19 protein-coding genes and 1 pseudogene are annotated in these 23,165 nt (G+C 69.8%); 15 read left to right on the top strand and 5 right to left on the bottom strand.

The annotated features are described in order from the left end of the window. Positions 1-3: 3 nt before the first annotated feature. Entirely contained in the window at positions 4-846 is an 843-nt protein-coding gene (locus tag ABZ815_RS18930; protein ID WP_357699431.1) for an SDR family oxidoreductase, read from the bottom strand. A gap of 111 nt (positions 847-957) precedes the next feature. On the opposite strand from ABZ815_RS18930, the gene ABZ815_RS18935 reads away from it, so the two are divergent. The 5 genes from ABZ815_RS18935 (at position 958) to ABZ815_RS18955 (ending at position 6,894) form a co-directional block, all read left to right on the top strand. Continuing rightward, a complete protein-coding gene (locus tag ABZ815_RS18935) occupies positions 958-1,509 on the top strand; it encodes a DUF3558 family protein (RefSeq protein WP_357699433.1) in 552 nt (183 codons plus the stop codon). A 171-nt stretch (positions 1,510-1,680) separates the two neighbouring features. After that, complete coding sequence (locus tag ABZ815_RS18940) at positions 1,681-3,015, top strand: ABC transporter substrate-binding protein (RefSeq protein WP_357699435.1); 1,335 nt, start codon at positions 1,681-1,683, stop codon at positions 3,013-3,015. A 92-nt stretch (positions 3,016-3,107) separates the two neighbouring features. After that, positions 3,108-4,337 carry a serine hydrolase domain-containing protein gene (locus ABZ815_RS18945; RefSeq protein WP_357699475.1) on the top strand — a complete coding sequence of 410 codons (1,230 nt, stop codon included), beginning with the start codon at positions 3,108-3,110 and terminating at the stop codon, positions 4,335-4,337. Between the two features lie 13 nt (positions 4,338-4,350). After that, complete coding sequence (locus ABZ815_RS18950) at positions 4,351-5,703, top strand: serine hydrolase domain-containing protein (RefSeq protein ID WP_357699437.1); 1,353 nt, start codon at positions 4,351-4,353, stop codon at positions 5,701-5,703. Between the two features lie 27 nt (positions 5,704-5,730). Continuing rightward, positions 5,731-6,894 (top strand): membrane dipeptidase, encoded by a 1,164-nt coding sequence (locus tag ABZ815_RS18955; RefSeq protein ID WP_357699439.1) that lies wholly within the window; start codon positions 5,731-5,733, stop codon positions 6,892-6,894. A gap of 79 nt (positions 6,895-6,973) precedes the next feature. Here the strand turns inward: ABZ815_RS18955 and ABZ815_RS18960 are convergent, their stop codons facing one another. Then, positions 6,974-8,212 carry an amidohydrolase family protein gene (locus ABZ815_RS18960; RefSeq protein ID WP_357699441.1) on the bottom strand — a complete coding sequence of 413 codons (1,239 nt, stop codon included), beginning with the start codon at positions 8,210-8,212 and terminating at the stop codon, positions 6,974-6,976. 222 nt (positions 8,213-8,434) lie between these two features. Between ABZ815_RS18960 and ABZ815_RS18965 the strand changes: the two genes are divergently transcribed. The 10 genes from ABZ815_RS18965 (at position 8,435) to ABZ815_RS19010 (ending at position 20,543) form a co-directional block, all read left to right on the top strand. After that, positions 8,435-9,115, top strand: coding sequence for a TetR/AcrR family transcriptional regulator C-terminal domain-containing protein (locus ABZ815_RS18965; protein WP_357699443.1), 681 nt, complete (start codon positions 8,435-8,437; stop codon positions 9,113-9,115). An 8-nt stretch (positions 9,116-9,123) separates the two neighbouring features. Next, positions 9,124-10,677 (top strand): AMP-binding protein, encoded by a 1,554-nt coding sequence (locus tag ABZ815_RS18970; protein ID WP_357699445.1) that lies wholly within the window; start codon positions 9,124-9,126, stop codon positions 10,675-10,677. Between the two features lie 32 nt (positions 10,678-10,709). Then, positions 10,710-11,864 carry an acyl-CoA dehydrogenase family protein gene (locus ABZ815_RS18975; protein ID WP_357699447.1) on the top strand — a complete coding sequence of 385 codons (1,155 nt, stop codon included), beginning with the start codon at positions 10,710-10,712 and terminating at the stop codon, positions 11,862-11,864. A gap of 14 nt (positions 11,865-11,878) precedes the next feature. Next, positions 11,879-12,826, top strand: coding sequence for a serine/threonine dehydratase (locus tag ABZ815_RS18980; RefSeq protein WP_357699449.1), 948 nt, complete (start codon positions 11,879-11,881; stop codon positions 12,824-12,826). 58 nt (positions 12,827-12,884) lie between these two features. After that, the gene (locus tag ABZ815_RS18985) at positions 12,885-13,943 is read left to right on the top strand and encodes a membrane dipeptidase (RefSeq protein WP_357699451.1); all 1,059 of its coding nucleotides are present in this window, start codon (positions 12,885-12,887) and stop codon (positions 13,941-13,943) included. After that, complete coding sequence (locus tag ABZ815_RS18990; RefSeq protein ID WP_357699453.1) at positions 13,927-15,771, top strand: CocE/NonD family hydrolase; 1,845 nt, start codon at positions 13,927-13,929, stop codon at positions 15,769-15,771. The genes ABZ815_RS18985 and ABZ815_RS18990 overlap by 17 nt, the downstream gene beginning before the upstream one ends. A gap of 20 nt (positions 15,772-15,791) precedes the next feature. Beyond that, entirely contained in the window at positions 15,792-16,574 is a 783-nt protein-coding gene (locus ABZ815_RS18995) for an enoyl-CoA hydratase-related protein (RefSeq protein WP_357699455.1), read from the top strand. A gap of 4 nt (positions 16,575-16,578) precedes the next feature. Next, positions 16,579-18,441, top strand: a complete 1,863-nt coding sequence (locus ABZ815_RS19000) for a 2Fe-2S iron-sulfur cluster-binding protein (protein WP_357699457.1) — start codon at positions 16,579-16,581, stop codon at positions 18,439-18,441. 85 nt (positions 18,442-18,526) lie between these two features. Then, a complete protein-coding gene (locus ABZ815_RS19005) occupies positions 18,527-19,216 on the top strand; it encodes a pyridoxamine 5'-phosphate oxidase family protein (protein ID WP_357699459.1) in 690 nt (229 codons plus the stop codon). 64 nt (positions 19,217-19,280) lie between these two features. Continuing rightward, entirely contained in the window at positions 19,281-20,543 is a 1,263-nt protein-coding gene (locus tag ABZ815_RS19010; RefSeq protein WP_357699461.1) for a helix-turn-helix domain-containing protein, read from the top strand. Here ABZ815_RS19010 and ABZ815_RS19015 read toward each other — a convergent pair. The 3 genes and pseudogenes from ABZ815_RS19015 to ABZ815_RS19025 form a co-directional block, all read right to left on the bottom strand. Further along, positions 20,505-21,422, bottom strand: coding sequence for a proline racemase family protein (locus tag ABZ815_RS19015; protein WP_357699463.1), 918 nt, complete (start codon positions 21,420-21,422; stop codon positions 20,505-20,507). The genes ABZ815_RS19010 and ABZ815_RS19015 overlap by 39 nt on opposite strands. Further along, positions 21,419-22,645: a lipid-transfer protein gene (locus ABZ815_RS19020; protein WP_357699465.1), complete on the bottom strand. Its 1,227-nt coding sequence runs from the start codon at positions 22,643-22,645 to the stop codon at positions 21,419-21,421. Before ABZ815_RS19020 ends, ABZ815_RS19015 begins: the two co-directional genes overlap by 4 nt. A 178-nt stretch (positions 22,646-22,823) precedes the next feature. Then, a pseudogene (locus ABZ815_RS19025) lies at positions 22,824-23,165 on the bottom strand (alkaline D-peptidase); the annotation flags it as partial.

Here is a 23,165-nt window from a genome sequence, read left to right on the forward strand (position 1 = left end):
GGCCTACTCGGCCCGGGGCGTCGGAACGGCGTCGAGCAACGCCTCCATCCGGGCCCGGATCGGGGCGGCGTTGTCGACGGCCGTGAGGATGTAAGGCCGGTCGTGGATGATCGCGTCGACGACGAGCTCGCCCACGACCGAGGGCTGAACGCCCTGATCGCGCACCATGTTCTGCGCGGCTTCCAGGATCGTCTCGATCCTGGCCGAGCGCTCCGGCGCGTCCGCCGGACGGAGGCGCCGGGCGTTGTCCACCCCGTCGGTGGCCACCGGTCCGGGGCACAGGACGCTCACCCCGATCCCATGGCGGGCCAGCTCCACGCGCAGCGATTCGCTCAGGCCGACCACCGCGAACTTCGACGCGTGGTAGAGGAAGCCTGACCTGTAGAGAAGTGACTCACCGTCGACGAAGAGGCCGGCGGCCGAGGCGGTGTTGACGATGTGTCCACCGAGGCCGCGCTCGATCATGCGCGGCACGAACGCCTGGAGGCCGTTGTAGACGCCGTCCGCGTTGACTCCCATGACGTAGTCCCACAGGGTGTGGTCCATGCGCGACGGCGAGACGGAGTCGAGGATGCCGGCGTTGTTGACGACGACGCTCACCGGGCCGAGCTCCGCCTCCACGGTGTCGGCGACCTCGGCGTACCGCTGCCGGTCGCGGACGTCGAGCTTGTAGGACCGGGCGCTCGTCACCGCCGACAACTCCTCCTCGGCTCGTTCCAGAGCCGGATCGTCGAGGTCGGCCATGGCGACCGAGACACCCCGGCGGGCGAGCGAGCGCGCGATGGCCAGCCCGATGCCGCGCGCCCCACCGGTGATGAAGGCCGTGCGGCCTGAGAGGGAATCCATGTCTCCTCCTGACTCGGAGCTGTTCGCTTCCGCGGGTTGCCGAGATGGTCTTGCGCCGCCGTACGCGTATCACCATAGTGTACTTACATACGTGATAAGGGAGGTCCGCCCATGAGGATCCTCGCCGGTGTCTCCGGGTCCCTGCTGGTCCTCGCGCTCGCCGTCACTGGCTGCGGCGGCGACGGCGACGGCGAGGAGGCGAAGGGCGCCCCGTCCGCGTCGCCCGTCGGCACGAGCAAGAGCAGGAGCGCAGACGCGGGGGCGGACGCCTGCAAGCTGATGACCGCCGGCGACCTGGAGGCCGCGTTCGGCGGCCCGTTCGGGGACGGCAAGCCGGCCCATCAGGAGGACACCGGGGCCGACCAGTGCGTCTGGACGAGCGCGGGCGCCGCGTCGGGGTCGACCTTCTCGATCACCGTGCTGCACCAGGACCGCCTCGCCGGCGTGTTCAAGAGCAACGGCATGAGTGTGGCCGACCTCTTCGAACAGGCCAAGCTCGCCTATCCCAAGGCTGAGGCCGTCGACCTCGGCGACAAGGCGTTCGCCGCCGTCGGTGAGTTGCAGGTGCTGGACCACGACACCTGGTACTCGCTCTCGTTCCACGGCGCCGGTTCGGTCGGCGGGCTGAAGAAGCTGGCCGCACGGGTCGTCGGCCGGTCCTGACCCCTTCCGCAGAAACTGCCGGCCGGGCCTTGCGTCGGCCAGATGCGTACGTTCATAGTGTATTCACATACGTGATCGCGCTCGGCCCCTCGCCAGCGGCCCCGGGCGGCCACATGTGGTTGCTCACCGCGGGACTGCCCGCAGGTGCTGAGATTGAGGGAGTCAGGATCGATGATGCGTATTCGGATGACCGCGCTTGCGGTCTGCGGCGCTGTTGTCCTGGCCGCTTGTGGCGGCGGCAGCGGCAAAGATCCCAAGGCCGGAGGTTCGGGCTTCAAGCTGACCACCTCCGGTCCGATCGAGATCGGGATGCTGATCACCGACACCCGCGCCGAGACGGCGCGGAACGGCGTCGGGATCGAGAGCCCGTACCGTGACGCGGCACATGCCGTCTTCGACAAGATCAATGCCGGCGGCGGCATCAACGGCCGGCAGATCAAGGTCGTCGACGAAGCCATCGATTTCAGCGCCCCCAACCACGACACGGCATTCGAAGCGATCTGCCAGCGGTTCACGAAGGACAACAACGTCCAGGCCGTGGTCTACGACGGCACCATCTACAACGCAAGCTTCAACAGCTGCCTCACCAAGGCGGGCGTTCCGATTCTGTACATGGGCAGCTCGACCGGATCGGCCGTGGGCGACAGCGAGGACCTCGCCAAGAACCCCGGATTGATCGCGGTCAACTCGGTGCGGCTGGACCGCCGCGTCGAGAGCATCATGGACAAGGCCGTCGCGGCCGGCCACCTCCGCTCCGGCAGCAAGATCGGCGTCGTTCTCGAGGACTGCCCCTACAACCAGCGCGTCTACGACAAGACCCTCAAGCCCATCGCCGACAAGGGCGGCATCGCCCTCATCAAGGCGGAGGTCAAGTGCGCCCACGGGTACGCCGACAACGGGCCGACCCTCGCCCTGATCCAGTCGCTCGCGCTGAAGTTCAAGTCCCAGGGCGTCGACAACGTCATGTTCCTGACGTTGTACGAAAGGGGAGTCGTCTACTACTTCGCGCAGGGCGCGCACGCGCAGAAGTGGTCGCCGCAGTACCTGCTCTTCCACTCGCCGGGCGGCTCCAACGCGCTGAAGATCTACTCGGCGGACCAGTTGGCCAACATCCATGGTTTCGGCGGCCTGCCCGACAACGATGTGAGTGAGCAGCCGGCGCCGCCCGCGGAGCAGGCCAAGGTGCGCGCGACCTGCCTGGCCGATGCGCGCGCCGCGAGCATGGCGGTCCAGAAGATCACGGACCAGCTCACCGTCTTCATGGCGTGCGACGCGGTGCGACTGCTGCAGCAGGGCCTGACCAACAGCGGTGGCCTGGGCGGGACCGAGAAGCTCGTGCCGGCCATCGAGAAGATCGGGACGAGCTTCGTCAGCGCCCTCACCCTGGGCGGCGCCACCAGGTTCGGGCCCGATCGGCACGACGGCATGGAGCTGACGGCCGTGTCCAGCTTCGACAAGGGATGCAATTGCTTCAAGTACACGGTGCCGGCGGGGCCGATCGCGTGACGGCCGCCATGCGGGCCGAGGGTCCCACCCGGCCCGCATGGGCGTCGCCTGGGGTCTCCGAACACTCAACGAGGGGCAACTGCGTGAACACGATGAGCGGGGCAGCGGTGGACGGACATGTCGAGAACGGCTGGGGCAAGGTCGCGGACGCGTTCCGCGCGAACTTCGAGGGGAGCCCGGGCGAGGTGGGCGCGTCGTGCTGCGTCTACGTCGGCGGCCGTCCCGTCGTCGACCTCTGGGGCGGCCTGGCCGACAGCGAGACCCGGCGGCCGTGGCAGAAGGACACCATCGCCCTGGTCGCCTCCACGACGAAGGGCGCGACCGCGATCTGCGCGCACATGCTGGCCGAGCGCGGTGAGCTCGACCTGGACGCGCCGGTCGTCACGTACTGGCCGGAGTTCGGCGCCAACGGCAAGGCCCACATCCCGGTGCGCTGGTTGCTCTCGCACCAGGCCGGCCTGCCGGTCGTCGACGGCCGGTTCACCTTCGAGGACGCGTGCGCCGGCGGCCCGGTGATCCGTGCGCTGGAGGCCCAGAGGCCGGAGTGGGAGCCCGGCACCGAGCACGTCTACCACAGCATGACCTTCGGGTACCTGGTCGGCGAGGTCGTGCGCCGGATCTCCGGCAAGTCGCTCGGCACCTTCTTCGCCGAGGAGGTGGCCGGTCCGCTCGGGCTGAACGCCTGGATCGGGCTGCCGGAGGAAGAGGAGGGGAAGGTGGCCCGGATCGACTCGGCTCCGCTCGTCCTGGAGGAGATGACCGCCGGGATGATCGAGAGCACTGGGCTCGACGCCGACACGGTCACCAGGTGGATCGCCGCCGTGTGGGGCGAGGGCTCGATCCAGTCCCGCGCCGGCTCGCTCGGCGGCGCCTTCGCCGACTTCTCCGAGGCCATGGGCACGCGCGCCTATCACGCCGCCGAGTTCCCGGCCGCGAACATGCTCACGGACGCGCGATCGCTGGCGCGCATGTACGCCGCCACGGTGAGTGAGGTCGACGGCGTGCGGCTGCTGCATCCGGCCACCGTCGAGCGGGCGATCGAGGTCCAGACCGACAGGACCCGGATGCACGGACTGCCCGCCGACCTGGACCTCCCGGCCGACCGTTCCTTCAACATGTCGCTCGGGTTCTGGCGGGCCTGCCCGCCGATGCCGATGGCGGGGCCGAAGTCGTTCGGCCACCCGGGCTCCGGCGGGTCGATCGCCTTCGGTGACCCCGATGCCCAGGTCGGCTTCGGCTACGTCATGAACCTCTACTCCTACCAGGCCGGCGAACGGCGGGCGCGTGACCTCGCCGAAGCGGTCCGATTCTGCCTCGCGTGACGGGAGACCTCGAATGACGAAACTGCGGGAGACGGTGCGGGAACTGGTCGCCCGATCCGGCGTCCCCGGCGCAGTGGTGGGCGTCCTGGAGGACAGCCGGATCGAGACCGCGGCCGTCGGCGTCGCGAACCTGAACAGCGGCGTCGAGATGACCCCGGACACGCTGTTCCTGACCGGCTCGATCACCAAGGTCTGGACCACGACGTTGCTCGTGTCCCTCGTCGAGCAGGGGCTGGTCGACCTCGACGCGCCGGTGCGGCGCTATCTGCCGGATCTCGTCCTGGGTGACGCGGCGGCCGCGGACGCGCTGCTCGTGCGACACCTCGTCACCCACTCGGCCGGGATCGACGCGTCGGACCTGATCGCCGACGTCGGGGACGGCGACGAAGCGATCGCGAACTGGGTGCCGCTGCTGCGCGATGTCGGTCAGCTGTTCCGGCCCGGCGAGTACTTCTCCTACAGCAACGCCGGCTTCGTGCTCGCCGGCCGGATCATCGAGGTCGTCACCGGCGAGAGCTTCTCCGCGGCCATGCGGCAACGGCTGTTCGCGCCGCTGGGCCTGGAACGCAGCATGTTCACGGCCAAGGAGGCGATCCTGCACCGGACCGCGATCGGCCACTCTCCGGGAGAGGGCGGAATGGTGCCGAGCAAGCTGTTCATGCTGCCCGAGTGCCTGGGGCCGGCGGGGACGACGCTCATCACCTCGGTGCAGGACACGCTGACCTTCGTGGGCAGCCACCTGCCGACCCTCACGTCGGCGAAACGCCTGCTCAGCGCCGAGTCCGTGGACCGGATGGCGGCCTGCCATCTCGATTTCCCGGTGCCGGAAGCGGGCTCGGTGGGGCTCAGCTGGTTGCGCAAGCAGTACGGCGATCGCCTCGTGCTCACCCACGGCGGCGGCTCCTACGGCGGCGTCGCGATGGTCGGCGTTCTTCCCGACAGCGGCGCCGCCTACATCGCCTTCGCGAACGGAGGCCCGGCCTCGATGCCCTTCCACACGGAGCTCGCGGAGGCCCTGTTGCAGGACCGGTTCGGCCTGTCCGCACCGGTGGCGCCCGACCTCTCCGATCCGGAGCCGAAGCCGAGCCGGTACCACGGCCGGTACGTCTGCTGGGGCTGCGAGCTCACCATCACCGGCGACGGCGACGCGCTCTCCTACCAGGCCAGGTTCACCGACCCGGTGCTCGGCCGCAACCGTTCGGATCCGCCGCCGGTCCGGCTGCGGCCGATCGGCTCTCGGGGCCTGGCCCTGGCCGATCACCCCGATCAGCCGCCCTTCGGCTACGGCGTCGGGGACGACGGATCCGGACACCCGGAGTTCCTGTTCCTGATGGACCGGCTCGTTCGCCGCATGGGCGACAACTGACACCGACGAAAGCTCTGGAGGATCTTGATGACGGAACAGTTCGGCACGTTCGACTTCGGCTTGGACGAGGCGCAGGAGGAGCGTGCCGCGCGGCTGCATCGCGAGTGCGTCATCGTCGATGCCCTGTTCCAAGGGCCGGTCGGGTACCGGGTGTTCGACCAGGAGATGAACGAGCAGCTGCGTTCGGCCCTGAAGGCGAGAGCGGGCGACAAGCTGGGCACCTTCACCGACGGGCTGATGTTGCCGATCCGCCGGGCGTTCGAGGGCCGGATGGACGAGGTGAAGGATCACTGGGACGCGAGCGGCATCACCTGTGGCAACCGTCAGGTGGAGCTTGCCGATGATCACGATGCCTGGAAACGCACCTTCGCGTTCATGCAGAAGCAGTTCGACTACTTCCCGTGGCTGAGCAAGGCCCTGACCGCCGCCGACATCCGCCGTGCGCACGAGACCGGCACCCACGCCGGCCTGATGAGCACCCAGGTCATGCTGGGACCGTGGCGCGACTTCGACATGCTGTTCTACGCGCACGACGCCGGCCTGCGGATGTGCCAGCTCACCTACAACAACCTGACCAAGGTCGGCGCCGGCTGTACCGAGCGCACGGACGCGGGGCTGTCTACGTTCGGCGTGGCCAGCGTCAAGTTCATGAACGATCTCGGCATCATCGTCGACACGGGCCACGTGGGCCGGCAGACGACGCTCGATGCGTGCGAGGTGTCGGAGAAGCCGGTCGTCGCCTCACACACCGCGGCACAGGGCGTGTTCGGGCACGCGCGCGGCAAGAGCGACGAAGAGCTGCGCGCGATCGCCGGCACGGGCGGGTTCATCGGCATCGTGGCCGTTCCCTTCTTCCTCGCCCCGGGGGCGTCGGTCACCATCAACTCGATGCTCGACCACATCGAGTACGTCGCCGAGGTGGCCGGCGTCGACCATGTCGGGATCGGGACCGACTGGCCCTTGCAACTGCCCGAGTGGATGCTCAGTGACCTCGTTCAGCCGATCTTCGCCGAGACCGGCTTCCGGCCCGAGGACGGACTGGTCGCGACGCAGGGACTGATCGGGTTCGACGACTACCGCGACTTCCCGAACATCACCCGCGGCCTCGTCGGGCGCGGCTGGTCGGACGAGGACATCGCCAAGGTGCTCGGCGCGAACTTCGTGCGCGTGATGGAGGCGGTCTGCGGCTGACCCGCCGTCACCGCAGGAGGAAGGTCTCCGCTTTCCGCCCACCCCGATCGCCCGCGGGGTGGGCGGCTGACGCGGAGGATCAGGACGTTCGTTCGTCCTTCGCGACCACGCCGTTCTGCAGCACCAGCACCACGTTGTCCGGCTCGGCGAACAGGGCCGGCTTTTCCAGGGGGTTCTCCGCGAAGGCGACGATGTCCGCCTGCTTCCCGACCTCGAGGGTGCCGATCTCGCCGTCGAGTCCGAGGAGGCCGGCGTTGACCCGCGTGGCCGCGATCAGGGCCTCCATGGGCGACTCGACCGTGGCCCGCAGGGTCAGTTCCTCACCGCGACGGCTCTGGTCGGGCCCGACGAGATCCGACCCGAGTCCGACGCGGACGCCGGCGGCCTTCGCGGTGAGCAATCCGTCGATCATCGCGTCGCGCACCCGCGCCGCCCGTTCGGCGAAATGAGCGGGCAGGCCGAGCCCGTCGACGTTCCGGATCAGCACCTCGACGGCGGCGAGCGTGGGCACGAGGGAGACCTGGCGGTCGGCCATGAGCGCGGCCGTCTCCTCGTCGATGCCGGTGCCGTGTTCCACGCACCGCACGCCGGCCAGGACGGCGTTGCGGATGCCGTCGACGTTGTGGGCGTGGACGGTGACGTAGGTGCCCCGGGCCGTGGCCTCGGCGACGGCCACGGCGATCTCCTCGACGCTGAACTGGGTGTCGGTGAGCTTGTCGTGGTGGGAGATGACGCCACCGGTGACGCACAGCTTGAGGAACTCGGCGCCGCCCCGAAAGGATTCGCGCGCGTTCTTCCGCATCTGATCGGGACCGTCCGAGAGCGTCGACAGCGTCCGCAAGCCGGGGATCACCCGGCCGCGCCACATCTCGGCGGGCTCCCACTCGGAGGCGTAGTGGCCGTGGCCGCCGGTCTGGCAGTGGATGGGGCCGCACTGCACGATCCGGGGCCCGGCGACCTTGCCTGACGCGACGACCCGGGCGAGACCGGCGTCGATGCCCCCGCAGTCTCGCACCGTGGTGAAACCGCCGCGCAGGGTCTGGGCGCAATTGGCGAACATGTCGGCGGCGATCTCCGCGACGGACATGCCGTACCCGACGCTGGCCTCCAGCCGGCTGGCCAAACCCAGGTGAACGTGAGCGTCGATCAGGCCGGGAGTCACGGTGAGGCCGGTGCAGTCGACGACTTCGGCGTCGGGCGGGGCGCCCCCGCCGACTCGCGCGATCCGCCCGGCTTCGATGAGGAGCCCGGCGGTTTCGGGGTCGCGTCCGGTCGCGGTGACGAGAGTGGCGCCGTGGAGCCAGAGGCCGGCGGTCATGGGCAGAGTGCTCCTTCAGCATCGGGTGTCGAGGAGGCATGGAGGGAATTCAGCCGGCCGGTGCGGGGGAGTCGCGAGCGCGTTCGCCTGGTCTCGACGCAGACTTTTCTCACCGGACCACTCGACTGGGTATAGACATACACTATGTTCGTACGCAATGCTGCGCAAGAGCGCGGCCCACGAACCGGACAGGGGACACACGCCGTGACGTCAGAATCGAAAGTGCGGAAGTCGGAGCGGTTGCCACGCGGCGCGCTCGACCGGGAGACCGTGGTCGCCGCCGCGCTCGCGATCGCGGATCGCGAAGGTCTCAGCGGTGTCACGATGGCCCGCGTGGCCCACGCGCTGGGCGGCAGCCCGATGTCGCTCTACCGGCACCTGCACGACAAGCAGGAACTGCTGGACGCCGTCGCCGATCTCGCGCTGTCGGAGTCTCCTCGCATCGCTCAGGACAGACGGCCCTGGCGGGTGCGCCTGGAGGAGTTCGCGCTGGAGTCGCGGCGCAACGCGCTGCGGCATCCGGCCCTCATCGAGATCCACCTGGAGAACTCCGTCCGCGGGCCGGGCGCGGCAGCCGTCGGGCTCGACGTCATCGCCCTGCTGCAGGAGGCCGGGTTCGACGAGGACTCGTCGATTCGCGGGTTCATGGTGCTGCGCAACCACCTCCTCGGCGCCATGGCGTGGGAGATCTCGAGATTCCGCGGCGGCGGCGCGGAATTCGCCCACCAGGTGGACGACACGTTCGTGCACGAGAACACACCGGCGGACTCGCCGTTGCGCCGCCTCGGAGAAGTGCTCACCACGGACCCTGAGGCTCAGTTCATGTTCGGGATCCGCTGCCTGCTCGACGGGTTCGAGTCCGAGCTGCGGCGGATCAAACGACGGGCCAGACAGGAGCAGTAATGGCTCACATGACAGATCTCTATCGTCGGCCGACCTTCGCCGACATGGTCTCCCGCTCGCTCCAGAACCATCCGGACCGCGTCGCGTTCATCACCGCGACCGGTGACATGTCCTACGAACAGCTGCGCCGGCTGATCGCACGGATCGCGTACGCCATGCAGGACGCCGGGGTGAAGTCCGGCGACGGCGTGGCCATGCTCGCCCCCAACCGGCCCGAGGCGTTCGCCACGCTGATCGCCGCGATGTCGCTGGGCGCGCGGTACACCCCGTTACATCCGATGGGCTCCCTGGCGGACCACGTCACCGTCTGCGCCGACGCCGAGATCACCACGATCGTCGCCGACGGGTCACGGTACGCCGACCACGGTGCGGCTCTCGCGGCCGAGCTGGAAGCGGGGCCGCAGGTGCTGCACATCGGCGGCGGATCGGCGTCCGACGTGCTGGCGGGCCCGGACACGGACCGGCCCATCCCCGCCCTGGCCCGCGAGTCCGACATCGGACTGCTCGGATACACGGGCGGGACCACCGGCCGGCCCAAGGGCGTGATGCTCCCCCATCGTTCGCTGGTCACGCACCTCTACCTCAGCGTGGCGCACTGGCAGCTCCCCTCCGAGCTCCGGTTCCTGGGCTCGACGCCGTTGACCCACGCGCTCGCCGGGATCGTGCCGACGGTCCTCCATCAGGGCGGAAGCATGGTGCTCACCAAGGGCTTCGATCCCGCGGAGTTCTGCGAGACCGTCCAGAGGCACCGGATCACGGCGACCTTCCTCGTGCCGAGCATGATCTACGTGCTGCTCGACCACCTCGCCGAGCACCCCGCGGACCTGTCTAGCCTGCAGACGATCCTCTATGGCGCGGCGCCGATGTCGCCCGACCGGCTCGAGCAGGCTCTCGATGTGTTCGGGCCGGTGTTCGTGCAGTTCTTCGGGCAGAGCGAGGCGCCGAACACCGTCACGTGCCTCGGCAAGGAGGACCACGACCTGCGACGGCCCAAGCTGCTCGCCTCCTGCGGAAAGCCGCACCCGACGCTGGACGTCGCCATCCTCGACGACCACGATCAGCCGTGCGGAGTCGGCGAGCGGGGAGAGGTCTGCGTGCGCGGCCCGCTGGTCATGGACGGCTACTGGCGGCAGCCCGAGCTGACCGCGGAGACGCTGCGGAACGGGTGGCTGCACACCGGCGACGTCGGCTACCTGGACGAGGACAACTTCCTGTACCTCACCGACCGCAAGAAGGACATGGTGATCACCGGCGGGTTCAACGTCTATCCACGAGAAGTCGAGGACGCGCTGGTGCGGCATCCGGAGGTCAAGGCCGCGGCGGTGATCGGAGTTCCGGACCCGAAGTGGGGCGAAGCGGTGACGGCCTTCGTCGTCAGAACCCCGGGCGCGACCGTGACGCCCGAGGAGCTCATCGCCCTCGTCCGCGAGCTCAAGGGACCCGTGCACGCCCCGAAGAGCCTGGAGTACCTGGACGCCCTGCCGCTCACCGGCCTGGGCAAGGTCGACAAGAAGCAACTGCGCGCGCGTTTCTGGGGCGAGCGCGACCGAGCCGTGAACTGAACGCATTTCATCAGGGGGAGACAGGAGAACCGATGAGCACCGCAACCGGGGCACGGCCGCGCTGGGTCGATGACGAGGGGGCCGCGCTGGGCGCGGTCGCCCGCGACTTCTTCCAGGCCGAGGTCGTCCCGCACTTCGAACGCTTCGACCGGCAGAAGTACGTGGACCGGGAGGTGTGGCGCAAGGCAGGCGCGCTCGGCCTGCTCTGCTGCGAGGTCCCCGAGGAGTACGGCGGGGGAGGGGGCACGTTCGCCCACGACGCCGTCGTCTTCAGCGAGCAGGCACGTTCCGGGGACACCGGGCTCGGCAACCCGGTGCACAGCGGAGTGGTCGCCCCTTACCTCGTGGCCTACGGCTCCGAGAAGCAGAAGGCGCGCTGGCTGCCCGGGATGGCGACCGGTGACATCATCGGCGCGGTCGGCATGAGCGAACCCGGCGCCGGCACCGACCTCAAGAACGTCAGGACACGTGCCACGCGCAGTGGCGACCACTACGTGCTCAACGGGTCCAAGACGTTCATCAGCAACGGTGCGCAATGCGATCTCATCATCGTCGTCGCCAAGACCGACCCGGCGGCGGGTCGCCACGGGATTTCTCTGCTCGTGCTGGAAACGGCGGACGCGCCGGGATTCCGGCGTGGGCGGGTGCTCGACAAGCTGGGCATGCACAGCCAGGACACCTCGGAGCTGTTCTTCGACGACGTGCTGGTGCCGGCGGAGAACCTGCTGGGCGAGGAGGGCGCGGGCTTCGGGATGATGATGCGCGACCTGCCCCGGGAGCGCCTGGTCATCGGCGTCAACGCGGTGGCGGCCATGGAACGCGCGCTGGAGGAGTCCATCGCCTACACGAAGACCCGGGAGGTCTTCGGCGCGCCGCTGTTCTCCATGCAGCACGTCAAGTTCGAGCTCGCCGAGCTGGCGACCATCGTCCGCGCGTCCCGGGTCTTCCTGGACGACTGCGTCGAGAAGTTCGTCGCCGGCACCCTCGATCCCGCGACCGCGTCGATGGCGAAGTGGTGGCTGAGCCAGAACCAGTGCGACATCACCGACCGGTGTCTCCAGCTCTTCGGCGGCTACGGCTACATGCGGGAGTACCTCGTCTCCCGCCTGTACGCCGACGCGCGCGCTCAGAAGATCTACGGCGGAGCCAACGAGGTCATGAAGGACCTCATCTCCCGATCGTTGTGAGGGAGATCCCGGCGGTGACCGCCACGGAGGTCCCGGTCCCCACGCCGGACGATGTCGCGGCCGCCGCGGACCGGATCCACGGTCACGTGCGAAGGACACCGCTCATCGAGGTGGCGGCCGGGGCGTTCGGCGTCGACGCACCGCTGGCGCTCAAGCTCGAACTGCTGCAGCACTCCGGGTCGTTCAAGCCCAGGGGAGTCTTCAATCGAGTCCTGACCCAGGACGTGCCCGCCGCGGGCCTGGTCATCGCCTCGGGCGGGAACGCCGCTCTCGCCCTGCTGCACGTGGGCAGGCGGCTCGGCCATGCCGTCGAGGTGTTCGTCCCCGAGACCGCCCCGGCGGTCAAGATCGCGAGGCTGCGTCACCGCGGCGCGCGCGTGCACCAGGTCGGGCGGGACTTCGCGCAGGCCGCGGTGGCGAGCGAACGCGGCGCGGCCGAGACCGGGGCGCTGCTCGTGCACGCCTACGACCAGTTGGAGGTCGTCGCCGGCCAGGGCACGGTCGGACTGGAGCTGGACGAGCAGTGCCCGGACGTCGACACGGTGCTCGTGGCGTGCGGTGGCGGCGGTCTCGTCGGCGGGATGGCCGCCTGGTTCGACCGCCGCGTGCGCGTGGTGGCCGTCGAGGCGTCGGGCTCGCCCACGCTGGCCGCGGCTCGCTCGGCGGGCGAGCGGGTGACGATCAGCGTCGGCGGTGTCGCCGCCGACGCACTGGGCGCCGGCCGGATCGGCGCCATCGCGTGGGAGATCGCTCAGCGCGCGATCGACGAGGTCGTGGTCGTGCCGGGGGAGGCGATCCTCGACGCGCGGCAACGCCTGTGGGACGAGCTGAGGATCTGCGCGGAACCGGGCGCCGCCGCGCCGCTCGCGGCACTCGTCACCGGCGGCTACGTGCCCGCGGCGACCGAACGCGTAGCCGTGGTCGTGTGCGGCGGCAACAGCGACCCGGCGACCCTGTCCTGAGTCTCCTTCGGCTCCAGGACGTGCACCTGGCGTACCTGAACGAGAGGAGCCGGCACGAATGACCGATCCGCATCGACTGCACGGTGACGCTGTCGTGGTCGACACGCACAACGACCTGATCCTCCTGGTGGACCACTTCGACCGGCGGGAACAACCTGATCATTTCGCCCGGTTCTGGCTGCCTGAGCTGCGTGCCGGGGGCGTGGACGTGCAGGTGCTGCCCATCTGCGTCGAAGATCAGTTCCACTCCGAGGGGGCCCTGCGCCGGACGTTGCTGCTGGTCGAGCGGATCCATGAGCTCGCCGCCGACCACCGCGACGACGTGGCGGTGTGCCTGACCGGCGCCGACGTCGACGCCGCCACCGCGTCCGGGCGCATCGCCCTGATCATCGCCCTTGAGGGCGCCCACGCTGTCGGGCAGGACCCCGCCCTGGTGCGCACCATGGCACGGGTGGGGGTCCGGGTGCTCTCCATGGCGCATATGGGCCGTACCTTCCTGGCCGACGGCAGCGGCCTGGACTCGACCTCGCGCGGCCGCCTGACCCCGGAGGGCGTCACCGCGCTTCGCGAGATGGAGGAGCTGGGCATCGTCTTCGACATCAGCCATCTCGGGATCGCCGGCGTCGAGGACGTGCTCTCCCTGGCGACGCGACCGTTCCTGGCCACGCACTCGGCGTGCCTGGGCATCACCGACAGCCACCGCAACCTCGGTGACGCGCAGATCAAGGCGATCGCCGAGCTCGGCGGGGTCATCGGGGTCGCCGCCGCCATTCCGTTCTTCATCGACTCGACCAGTCCGTCGGCCGATCGCGTCGTCGACCACATCGAACGCGTCATCCACGTGGCCGGCATCGATCACGTGGGCCTTGGACCGGATTTCATCGACGACTACTACCAGAACGTGCTCGGCGGCTGGCTCGGCGGCTGGCTTCCTCCGCCCGATGGCCGTGCGTACCCGCCGGCCGAGATCTCCCGTCCCTCGGACCTGCCGAAGATCACCAAGGTGATGGTGCGCCGCGGGTTCGAGGAGTCGGACATTCGCAAGGTGCTCGGCGAGAACGTGTTGCGCGTTCTCCGTGAAGTGATGGGAAGGCCGACAGATGACCGTGTTGGATGACCTCCAGTACCTGCTGGCGAGCAGGGAGCCGCGCACGCCGGTCGCGTTCGCCGCGGCCGACGTCACGATCGAGACGGTGTTCGTGACGATGCGGGACGGGGTCCGGCTCGCCACCGATCTCTACCTGCCTCCGCAGCTGCCCGCCCCGGTGGTCGCGGTGCGCACGCCCTACGGTCGCGACTCCGACCGGCTGGTGGCGGTCTTCATCGCGTTCGCGCGCCGGGGCTATGTCGTGGCGGTGCAGGACCTTCGCGGCACGGGCGGCAGTGAGCCCGAGGACCACGACTTCTACATGTTCGAGCCGCAGGACGGTTACGACTTCGTCGAGTGGGTCAGCGCCCAGGACTGGTGCGACGGGTTCATCGGTTCCGTCGGCGGCTCGTACGTCGGCCAGGTGCAGTGGCCCATGGCGACACACCCGAAGATGACCACGATACTTCCGGAGGTCAGCGGCATCGGGGTGGGCGTCAAGACGGCGTCGTACCACATGATGTTCAACGTCCTCGCGCGCACGATCGGACACGGTGCGGACAAGCTGGACATACCGTTCTGGCAGCTCGAACCGATGATGCTGGACGAGACCTTGTCGACGGGCCTGTTCAACGAGCCGTTCGTCAGCCCGGTGCCGGCGGAGTTGGCGGAGTCGTTCCCCGCGCTCAAGGGCCTGTCCCCGGTCGAGGCGCAGGACTGGTTGTGGGCGCACTACTGCTCGTTGACGTGCGCGGAACGGGCCGACCTCATCCGGGGCATCACCGGGTCACCCCACATCACCATGATCGACGTCGAGCAGATCGGGCCCCTCTTCGGCCAGGGCATCTCGATCGACCGGCACACGCTGCCCGCCGTCGACCCCGCGCGGCAGGTCGCCGACTTCCAGGCGATCCCGCTGCTGCGCACCGGCTGGTACGACTGGTTCATCAACGACGCGCTGGCCACCTGGGAGCTCCTGCGCGAGAACGCGCCAGAACCGCTGCGCTCCCAGGCCCGGATCGTCATCACCCCGTCCGCGCACAACCTCCCCGGATACAAGGAACGCATGGGGGAGCACCCGGAGCTGCAGCACAACCACTGGTCCAACGTCGACTTCACGCTGCGCTGGTACCAGACCGTGCGGGACGGCTCGATCGACGAATGGCCTCGCGTCATCTACTACCTCATGGGTGCCAACGAGTGGCGCACCGCGGACGACTGGCCGCTTCCTGAAGCCGTGGACACGCCGTTCTACCTGGGCGCCGACGGGACGCTGAGCGCCGCGGCCCCCCAGGAGCGACAGGCCGCCGACCAGTACGTCTACGACCCGCTCGACCCGACCCCGACCGTGGGCGGCAGCATCGTCTCCTGGGTCTATCCGGCCGGAAGCGTGGACGTCAGCGGGGTCCAGCAGCGCGGCGACGTCCTCACCTACACCACGCAGACGCTGGAGCACGACGTCGATGTCGTGGGCAAACTGCGGGCGCTGCTCTACGCGAGCTCGTCCGCGGTGGACACCGACTTCGCCGTGCGGCTGAGCGATGTCCTCCCGGACGGGCGGGCCGTCCAGCTGCAGAACGGCCTGCTGCGGGCGAGGTACCGCGACCTCGATCGCGGCGCCGAACCCCTCATCCCCGGTGAGATCTACCCGCTGGAGATCGACATGTGGGTCACCGCGAACAGGTTCAAGGCCGGCCATCGGATCCGCGTCGACATCAGCTCCGCCGACTTCCCGCGGTTCGACCGCAACAGCAACCTCGGCGGCGCGCCAGGGGATCCGATCGCGGCGACACAGACCGTCTACCGGGACGCCTCGCACCCCTCGCACGTGGTGCTGCCCATCTGCCCGACCACCTGATCGAGAGCGCAGAGGATCGAATGTCCTACCAGTACCTGTCCATCCGGGAACATGGCGCGACCACCGTCGTGACGATGAACAAGCCACCGGTCAACGCGGTCAACCTGAGCATGTACGAGGAGATCCGCGACCTCTTCGGCCGGTTCGACGAAGTGCTGCCGGGTGTGAAGGCGGTCGTGCTCACCAGCGCCGTCAAGCACTTCTGCGCGGGGAACGAGCTTGCGGAGTTCCTCACGCTGACCGAGTCCAACGCTGCGGGGCGCATGCGGCTGGTCCGGGACGCCTTCGCGTCCATCTACGACTGCCCGGTTCCGGTGGTCGGCGCGGTCCGGGGGGCGGCGCTCGGCACCGGCCTGGCGATCGCCGCGAGCTGCGACGTGGTCGTGGCCGGTGAGAGCGCTCGCTTCGGTACGCCCGAGGTGAGCGTCGGCGTGATGGGCGGGGCCGCCCACCTCGCCCGCCTGGTCCCGCAACCGATCATGCGTGCGATGTACTTCACGGCCGAACCGTGGCCGGCCGCCGACCTCGTCCGGTTCGGGTCCGTGCTGCGGGTCGTCCCGGACGACGACGTGCTCGACACGGCGCTCGGCCTGACCGGGAAGATGACGCGGCACAGCCTGGCCGCGCTGCGCCATGCCAAGGAGGCCCTGAACGTCATCGAGTTCATGGACCTGAAGGCCGGCTACGAGTTCGAGCAGCGGATGACCGGACGTCTCGCCGCCGAGCCCGACGCCAAGGAAGCCGTCACCGCGCTCCGTGAGCGCCGGGAGCCGGTCTATGGTGACCGGCTGGGCCGGCCTTGATCCGATGACCGCACAGGGATCCCGGGCATCCGCGCCCGCACAGGCGGCCGGACTCGTCGACGCGTTGTGGGTGTACCCGGTCAAGGGCGCCGTGGGCGTGCCGGTCGGCGAGGTCGACGTCCTGCCGGGCATCGGCGCGCGGCACGACCGTTCGCTCGCGATCGCGCGCGGCGACCAGCCGGTGCCGCCCCGGACGACGTGGCGGCCACGATCGGCCTTCAAGCAGGTGGCGCGCGATCCGGACATGACGCAGGTCACGGTGACGGTGCTCGGGGCCGGCGCGATCGAGCTCCGCCACCGCGCGCATCCGAGCGGGCCGCCGGTGCGTTCGGACCAGCCTCAGGAAAAGCAGGAGTCCGTCCTGCGCCGGTGGTTCGGGGAGCCCGGGCTGCGCCTCGTCCACGCCGACGCGGCGGGCCTGTGGGACTGTCCGGACGCCGAACTGTCCCTGCTCAATCTGGCCTCGGTGCGTGCGCTGGAGGCACTCACCGGCCACTCGCTCGACGCCCGGCGATTCCGCGCCAACGTCCACCTCGACGGCCTGCCCGCGTTCGCCGAGCTGTCCTGGGTGGGGCGGCGGATCCGGCTCGGCGACTACGAGGTCGAGGTGATCCGCCCCATCCAGCGTTGCCGCGCGACGTCGGCGAACCCGGGCACGGGGGAGCGGGATCTTGAGCTCCCCTCGATGCTCGCCCGAGCGCTCGGCCACCCGCACCTGGGTGTCTACGCGCGCCTGGTCGAGCCCGCCCGGCTTCGCGCCGGCGCAACGGTGGTCGTGGGCGGCCGGCCCGACGCCGCCCGGCTCGTGGACGGGCTGCGGGAACGCCACGAGGCGACGCGGACCTGGCCACGGGAGGCCGAGGTCGTCACGGTGGTTCGCGAGGACGCCCGGACGGTCAGCGTGTGGCTGCGCGACCCCTACCAGCTGCCGGTGACGGCCGGCCGGCATGTCCGGGTGCACCTGCCCACCGCGAACGGTGGGCTGACCTGGCGCGCCTACAGCGTCTCCGGCCGGCGGGACGACCGGCTTCGGATCACGGTGCGGCTGCGCGGGGAGGTCTCGAAGCGCCTCGCGCTGCTGTCCGGCGGCGACCGCCTGCTCCTCTCGGGTCCGTACGGGGCCCCGGCGATCTCCCCGGAGCGGCGGCCGTTGTACCTGGTCAGCGCCGGTATCGGCATCACCCCCGTGGCCGCGGTGTTGCGGGAGATGGTGGCGGCCGCCGACCGCCGCTCGCTCTGCGTGCTGCACGTCGACGCCGACAAGGCCAGCGCGGCGCTGTGGCCCGAGGTCGTCGAGGACGCTCGCAGGTCCGGCGGGACGGCCACGCTCTTCGAGACCCGGCCGGCCGGCGCGGCCGCGCGACGTCCCACCCCGAGCGACGTCCTCGACGTCCTGCCCGGCGACAGCCACGCCGACGCGCACGCACTGGTGTGCGGCCCGGCCGGCTTCGTGGACATGGTGTCCCGAGCTCTTCGGGCAGCCGGGGTCGACGTGGATCGCATCCATGCCGACCCGTTCCTCTCACCGGCGACCGACCCGCCCATCCGGCGACCCGCGCCGGGTCCGGGCCCGCACCCGGTGACCTACCTTCCCGAAGGCACGGTCACGACCTGGACGGACGCCGATGGCACGCTCCTTGAGCTGGCCGAACAGCACGGGGTGGCGGTGCCCTTCTCCTGCCGGTCCGGCGCCTGCGGCGCCTGCGCGCTCGACCTGGTGCGGGGCGAGGTCTCGTATCTCGTCGATCCGGCGCTTCCGCCGGGCTCGCGGGCGGTGCTGGCCTGCTCCGCGGTGCCGACCGGGCCGGTCACACTACGACGGCGACCGCCCCCCGATGAGCCGCCGCTCGCCCGGAATCACCCCTGACTTGCATCGCGTGTCGGGGCGACGTATCGAAGTTTCCGACGCCCGTCGTTGGAGCTGCGACCCTGTGCCCGGAAGGATCTACTCCATGACCGAACGATCGTCGAAGCCCCGGAAACCCGCCCCCGCCAGCGCCCGGGTCAAGATTCGGCGGCGTCCCGCGCGCGGGTCGTACGACCTGAACCTTGTTCGCTCGATCTTCGACGACGCGCTGCTGTGTCACGTGGCCTTCGTCGACGGCGGGAATCCGGTCGTACTGCCGACCTTGCACGTCAGGATCGGTGACGAGTTGCTGCTCCATGGTGCGCGGCAGAACCGCATGATGAACGAGGTCGCGGCAGGGGCCCCGGTGTGCGTCGAGGCCACGGTGATCGACTCGCTCGTCCTGGGACGCAGCGTCCTGCAGAATTCGGTCAACTATCGCTCCGCCGTCGTCATGGGCGAGGGCCGAGCCGTCGAAGACCCGGACGAGGTGCTGCCGCGGATGCACGCGCTCATCGACAAGTTGGCTCCGGGGCGGCTGCCGTTCCTCCGTCCGCTCACCGACGCCGAGCTGCGATCCGTGCTCCTCGTCTCGGTCCCGATCACCGAGGCGTCGGCCAAACTGCGCACCGGTGACGCCGGTGACGCGGCCGCCGACCGGTCCCGGCCGGTCTGGGCAGGTCAGCTCCCGCTCAGGGTGGTCGCCGGCGCCCCGATTCCGGACGACCACGTGCCGGCGGACATGCCCGTACCCGGCCATCTCGTGGGATGGGGCGAGGAGCGATCCGGAGTTTGAGCAAGGCTCGTGGGGCTGCCGGCGGGGAGCTTCGACGCCGGGTGGCCCGGATAGCATGGTGACCATGGCGTCCGAACTCCAGCGTCTGACGGACGCTCTCGGCCACAGCCTGAAACGCAACGTGTCCGTCGACGACCCGACGATGCACCAGATCGCGTTCTCCTCGCACGTCTACGAACCGATCGACCTGCTCAGACAGCGGACGATCCTGCGCAAGGACCTGCCTCCCGAGGTGGCCGCGTGGCTCCGCGCCGCCGGTGCGTTCAACACCCGCGGGCCCTTGCGTCCGCCGCTCGACGAGGGCATCGGCGGAACCGAACAACGCCTGTGCCTGCCGATCCGCCGGAACGGGTTGCTGGTCGGGTACCTGTGGATCCTGGAAGGCCGGACCGCGCTCTCCGACGATGAGCTCGCCACCGCACTCGGCGCGGCCGACAGTCTCGCGGTGGTCATGCAGCGCGAGCAGCAGGCCGCCGACCTGTACCGAGCCCAGGTGAGAGAGCTGGCGACCGAGCTGATCTTCGCCGCCAATGCGTCCGCGCGCTCTTGCGCGGCGGAGAAGTTGCTGGAGGCCGAGCTCTTCGTGCCGAACGAGCCGCTGTTCGTCCTCGTCGTCTCCCTCCACGCGGGCCGCAGAGCGATGTCGGACGAGGAGCGCGGCGCGCTGGAGGGCCGGCTCGACGGCACCGGCCGCAGACTCAGCGAACGACGCTACCTGTCCCTGGCCCGGCGCGACCACGGACTCCTGGTGCTCTCGGACAGGGATCCGCTGATCAGCGGCGGCGCACGGGATCGCCTCTGTCAGGATCTCCTCGCGGACCTGGTTCGTGACCTACCGGGCACCACCCCGTTGATCGGGATCGGCGAGGTCGTCGACGATCTCGCCGACGCCTACCGCTCCCACCGCGATGCCGAACGGGCGGGCCGGGTCGCTCGCCTCGTCGACGGCCTGGGCACGATCGTGCGAGCCGACCAGCTCGGTGTGTACGGCCTGCTCGCCCGGATCCCGGACGGGGAGCTGAGTGCCGCAAGTCTGCCGAGGGGCCTCCTCACCCTCCTGAGTTCGGGAGCCAAGGGCAGGCAACTGGTCGACACACTTGAGGCCTACCTCGAGAACGCGGGCGACGGGCCGGCGACCGCCGAGCAGTTGTACGTCCACCGGACCACCCTCTACTACCGGCTCCAGCGCATCGAGGAGCTGACGGGCGCCCAGCTGTCGAAGGGCGAGGATCGACTGGCCTTCCACCTCGGCCTCAAGATCGCGACCCTGCTGGGGCTGCGATCGGCTTCAGTCGACGAAGGAAGTGCCGCCCGGCAGGCGCCCTGACCCCCGGCCGCCCGATCCGGTCACGGTCACCCGGCCCGAGATCTCGATCTGGATCTGCCTGTCCGGTGAACCGTGCCGATCAACGTCGACGGAGCTCGCCGTGAAGACATTGTCGAACGGGCTCACGTGTGCCAGGCGGCTGCCCGGAACCACGTCGCCGTCCTCGACCGCCAGGATGTAGCGAGCACACGTGCCGGTGCCGCACGGCCCCATGTTCAGGATCGCGTCGCCCCAGACCACCGCGCTCGTCGTTCGCGCGGAGGTCACCGGTGTGGTGAGCAGGATCATGTGCGGGCGCGCCGGGCCCGCGCGGAGGGTGCTGAGGAGGGCCGAGCCATGCTCGGTGAGGGCGCGCGCTCCCGCGGCGGAGACCTCCAACTCCAGCTCGGCCGCGGAAACCGCGGCGAAGATGTTGCCTCCGGCCGTCACGGTACGGACCTGGAGCCGCTTGCCCTCGTAGGAGACTTCGGCGACGTCGACCCGGGAGGTCCCCGGAGGCATGGTGAGGGTGATGCGGGCCTTCCCCGAAGACCGGGCGATGATCAGGCCCGCGCCCGTCTCGAGCCGCACCTCAGGCCGGGACCCGAGGACGAGCATCGCGGCGAACATGCTCGCCTCGCCGCAACCATCGAGCGGTCCGTCGGCGGCCACGAAGACCAGCCCGAGGTCCGCCTCGCTCCGGACGGGCGCGACCAGGACGGCGACGATCGCGCCGGGGTCCCCGGCCCGTGCTTCGAAGTAGTCGCGCCGGATCTCCTCCAGCGTGTCCGCCATGAGGGCGGGCACCTCGCGCATCCGCGACCCGGAATGAGGCACCGCCGTGGCGTCGTAGCAGGCGACCGGCTGGCCTTCGGTGTCTCCGAACGCCGGCGGTGTCACAGCGTGCCGCCACGGTTGGCGGGCTGGTAGGCGGTCACGACGACGGCGCCGCCGAGTCCGATGTTGTGCTGGAGGGCGACGGTTGCGCCGTCCACCTGGCGGGCGCCGGCCTCGCCGCGGAGCTGCCACGTGAGCTCGGCGCATTGGGCCAGGCCGGTGGCGCCGAGAGGGTGGCCCTTGGAGATGAGGCCGCCGGACGGGTTCACCACCCAACGGCCGCCATAGGTGGTGTCGTCGTTGTCGACCAGCAGGTGCCCCTCGCCCTCCTCGGCCAGGCCGAGCGCCTCATAGGTGAACAGCTCGTTCGGGGCGAAGCAGTCGTGCAGCTCGATCACGTCGACGTCGTCCGGGGTGAGCCCGGACCGGGCGTAGACCTTCTCCTCCGCCTTCCGGCTCATGTCCGTGCCGACCAGGTTGATCGCGCTGTTGCTGTCGAAGGTCGAGCGCATGTCGGTGACCATCGCCTGGCCGACGATCTCGATCGCGCGGTCACCGAGGCCGTTCTCCTCGACGAACCTCGCGCCGGCGAGCACCACGGCGCCGGAGCCGTCGGACGTCGGCGAGCACATCAGCCTGGTCAGGCCCGCGTCGGCGTAGACCATCTTGGCGTCCATGATGTCTTCGACGGTGTAGACGTCCTGGAACTGGGCGTACGGGTTGTTCGCCGAGTGCCGGTGGTTCTTTGCGGCGATCTTCGCGAAGTGCTCCGGCGTGGAGCCGTACCTCGCGTTGTGCTCCAACCCGGCGACCCCGTACATCCACGGGGCCGGCGGGGAGGAGAACTCACGCATCTCGGCCAGCGCCTGGACGTGCTTCTGCAGGGGCCACTCGCGGTCCTTGTACGCGGTGCTCAGCGGACCCGGCTGCATCTTCTCGAAGCCCAGCGCGAGCACACAGTCGGCCAGGCCGCCGCGGATCGCGTTCGCCGCCAGGTAGAGCGCGGTCGACCCGGTGGCGCAGTTGTTGTTCACGTTCGTGATCGGGATCCCGGTCATGCCGAGCTCGTAGATCGCGCGCTGGCCGGAGGCGGACTCGCCGAACATGAACCCGACGTGGGCCTGCTCGATCGCCTCGAACGTGATCCCGGCGTCGTCCAGCGCCCTGGTGCCGGCCTCCTTGGCCATCGCCGGATAGTCCCAGCCCTTCCGGCGTCCGGGCTTCTCGAACTTCGTCATGCCGACGCCGATGACGTAGACCCTGCCCACGTTCTTCTCCTCGACCATGGTCGACAGACTGCCTCCCGGCCACCCGCGTCGGCTACCGACCGCCGATGAACGTGAGAGTCCTCGATTGCGACAACCGGTCGGGTGTCCGCGGGAGAGCCGGCCCAGCCCGACCGGCACCCCCTGTGCGTCCGCGACACCCTGTTCCAGGCAATGCCCGAGGCCCGCTCGGCCCCGTCTACTGAGACTGCCCGTCGCAGAACACCGTCTTGACCAGGTTGTTCAACGCCTTCGGGAACTCCGTCGCCACGTCCACGGCGGCGTCACCGGTGGTGATCGAGGCGGTCAGGGTCTTCTTGCCGTCGGGCGTGCTGTACATCAGCGCCCCGTAGCCGTTGTTGCTGCCGTCGTGGTTGTAGACGACGCCGCCGCAGCTCGGGCCCAGGTCCTGCACGTACAGCCCGAGGCCGTAGCTGCCGAAGAGACCGGCGCTGTTGGGGTGCGGCTTGCGCATCTGGGTCAGCAGCCCGGCCGGCAGGAGCTTGCCGCTGTTCAGCGCGGAGAAGAACGTACGCAGATC

Origin of the sequence: Nonomuraea sp. NPDC047529 (assembly GCF_040642995.1) — a bacterium.
GTDB lineage: Bacteria > Actinomycetota > Actinomycetes > Streptosporangiales > Streptosporangiaceae > Nonomuraea.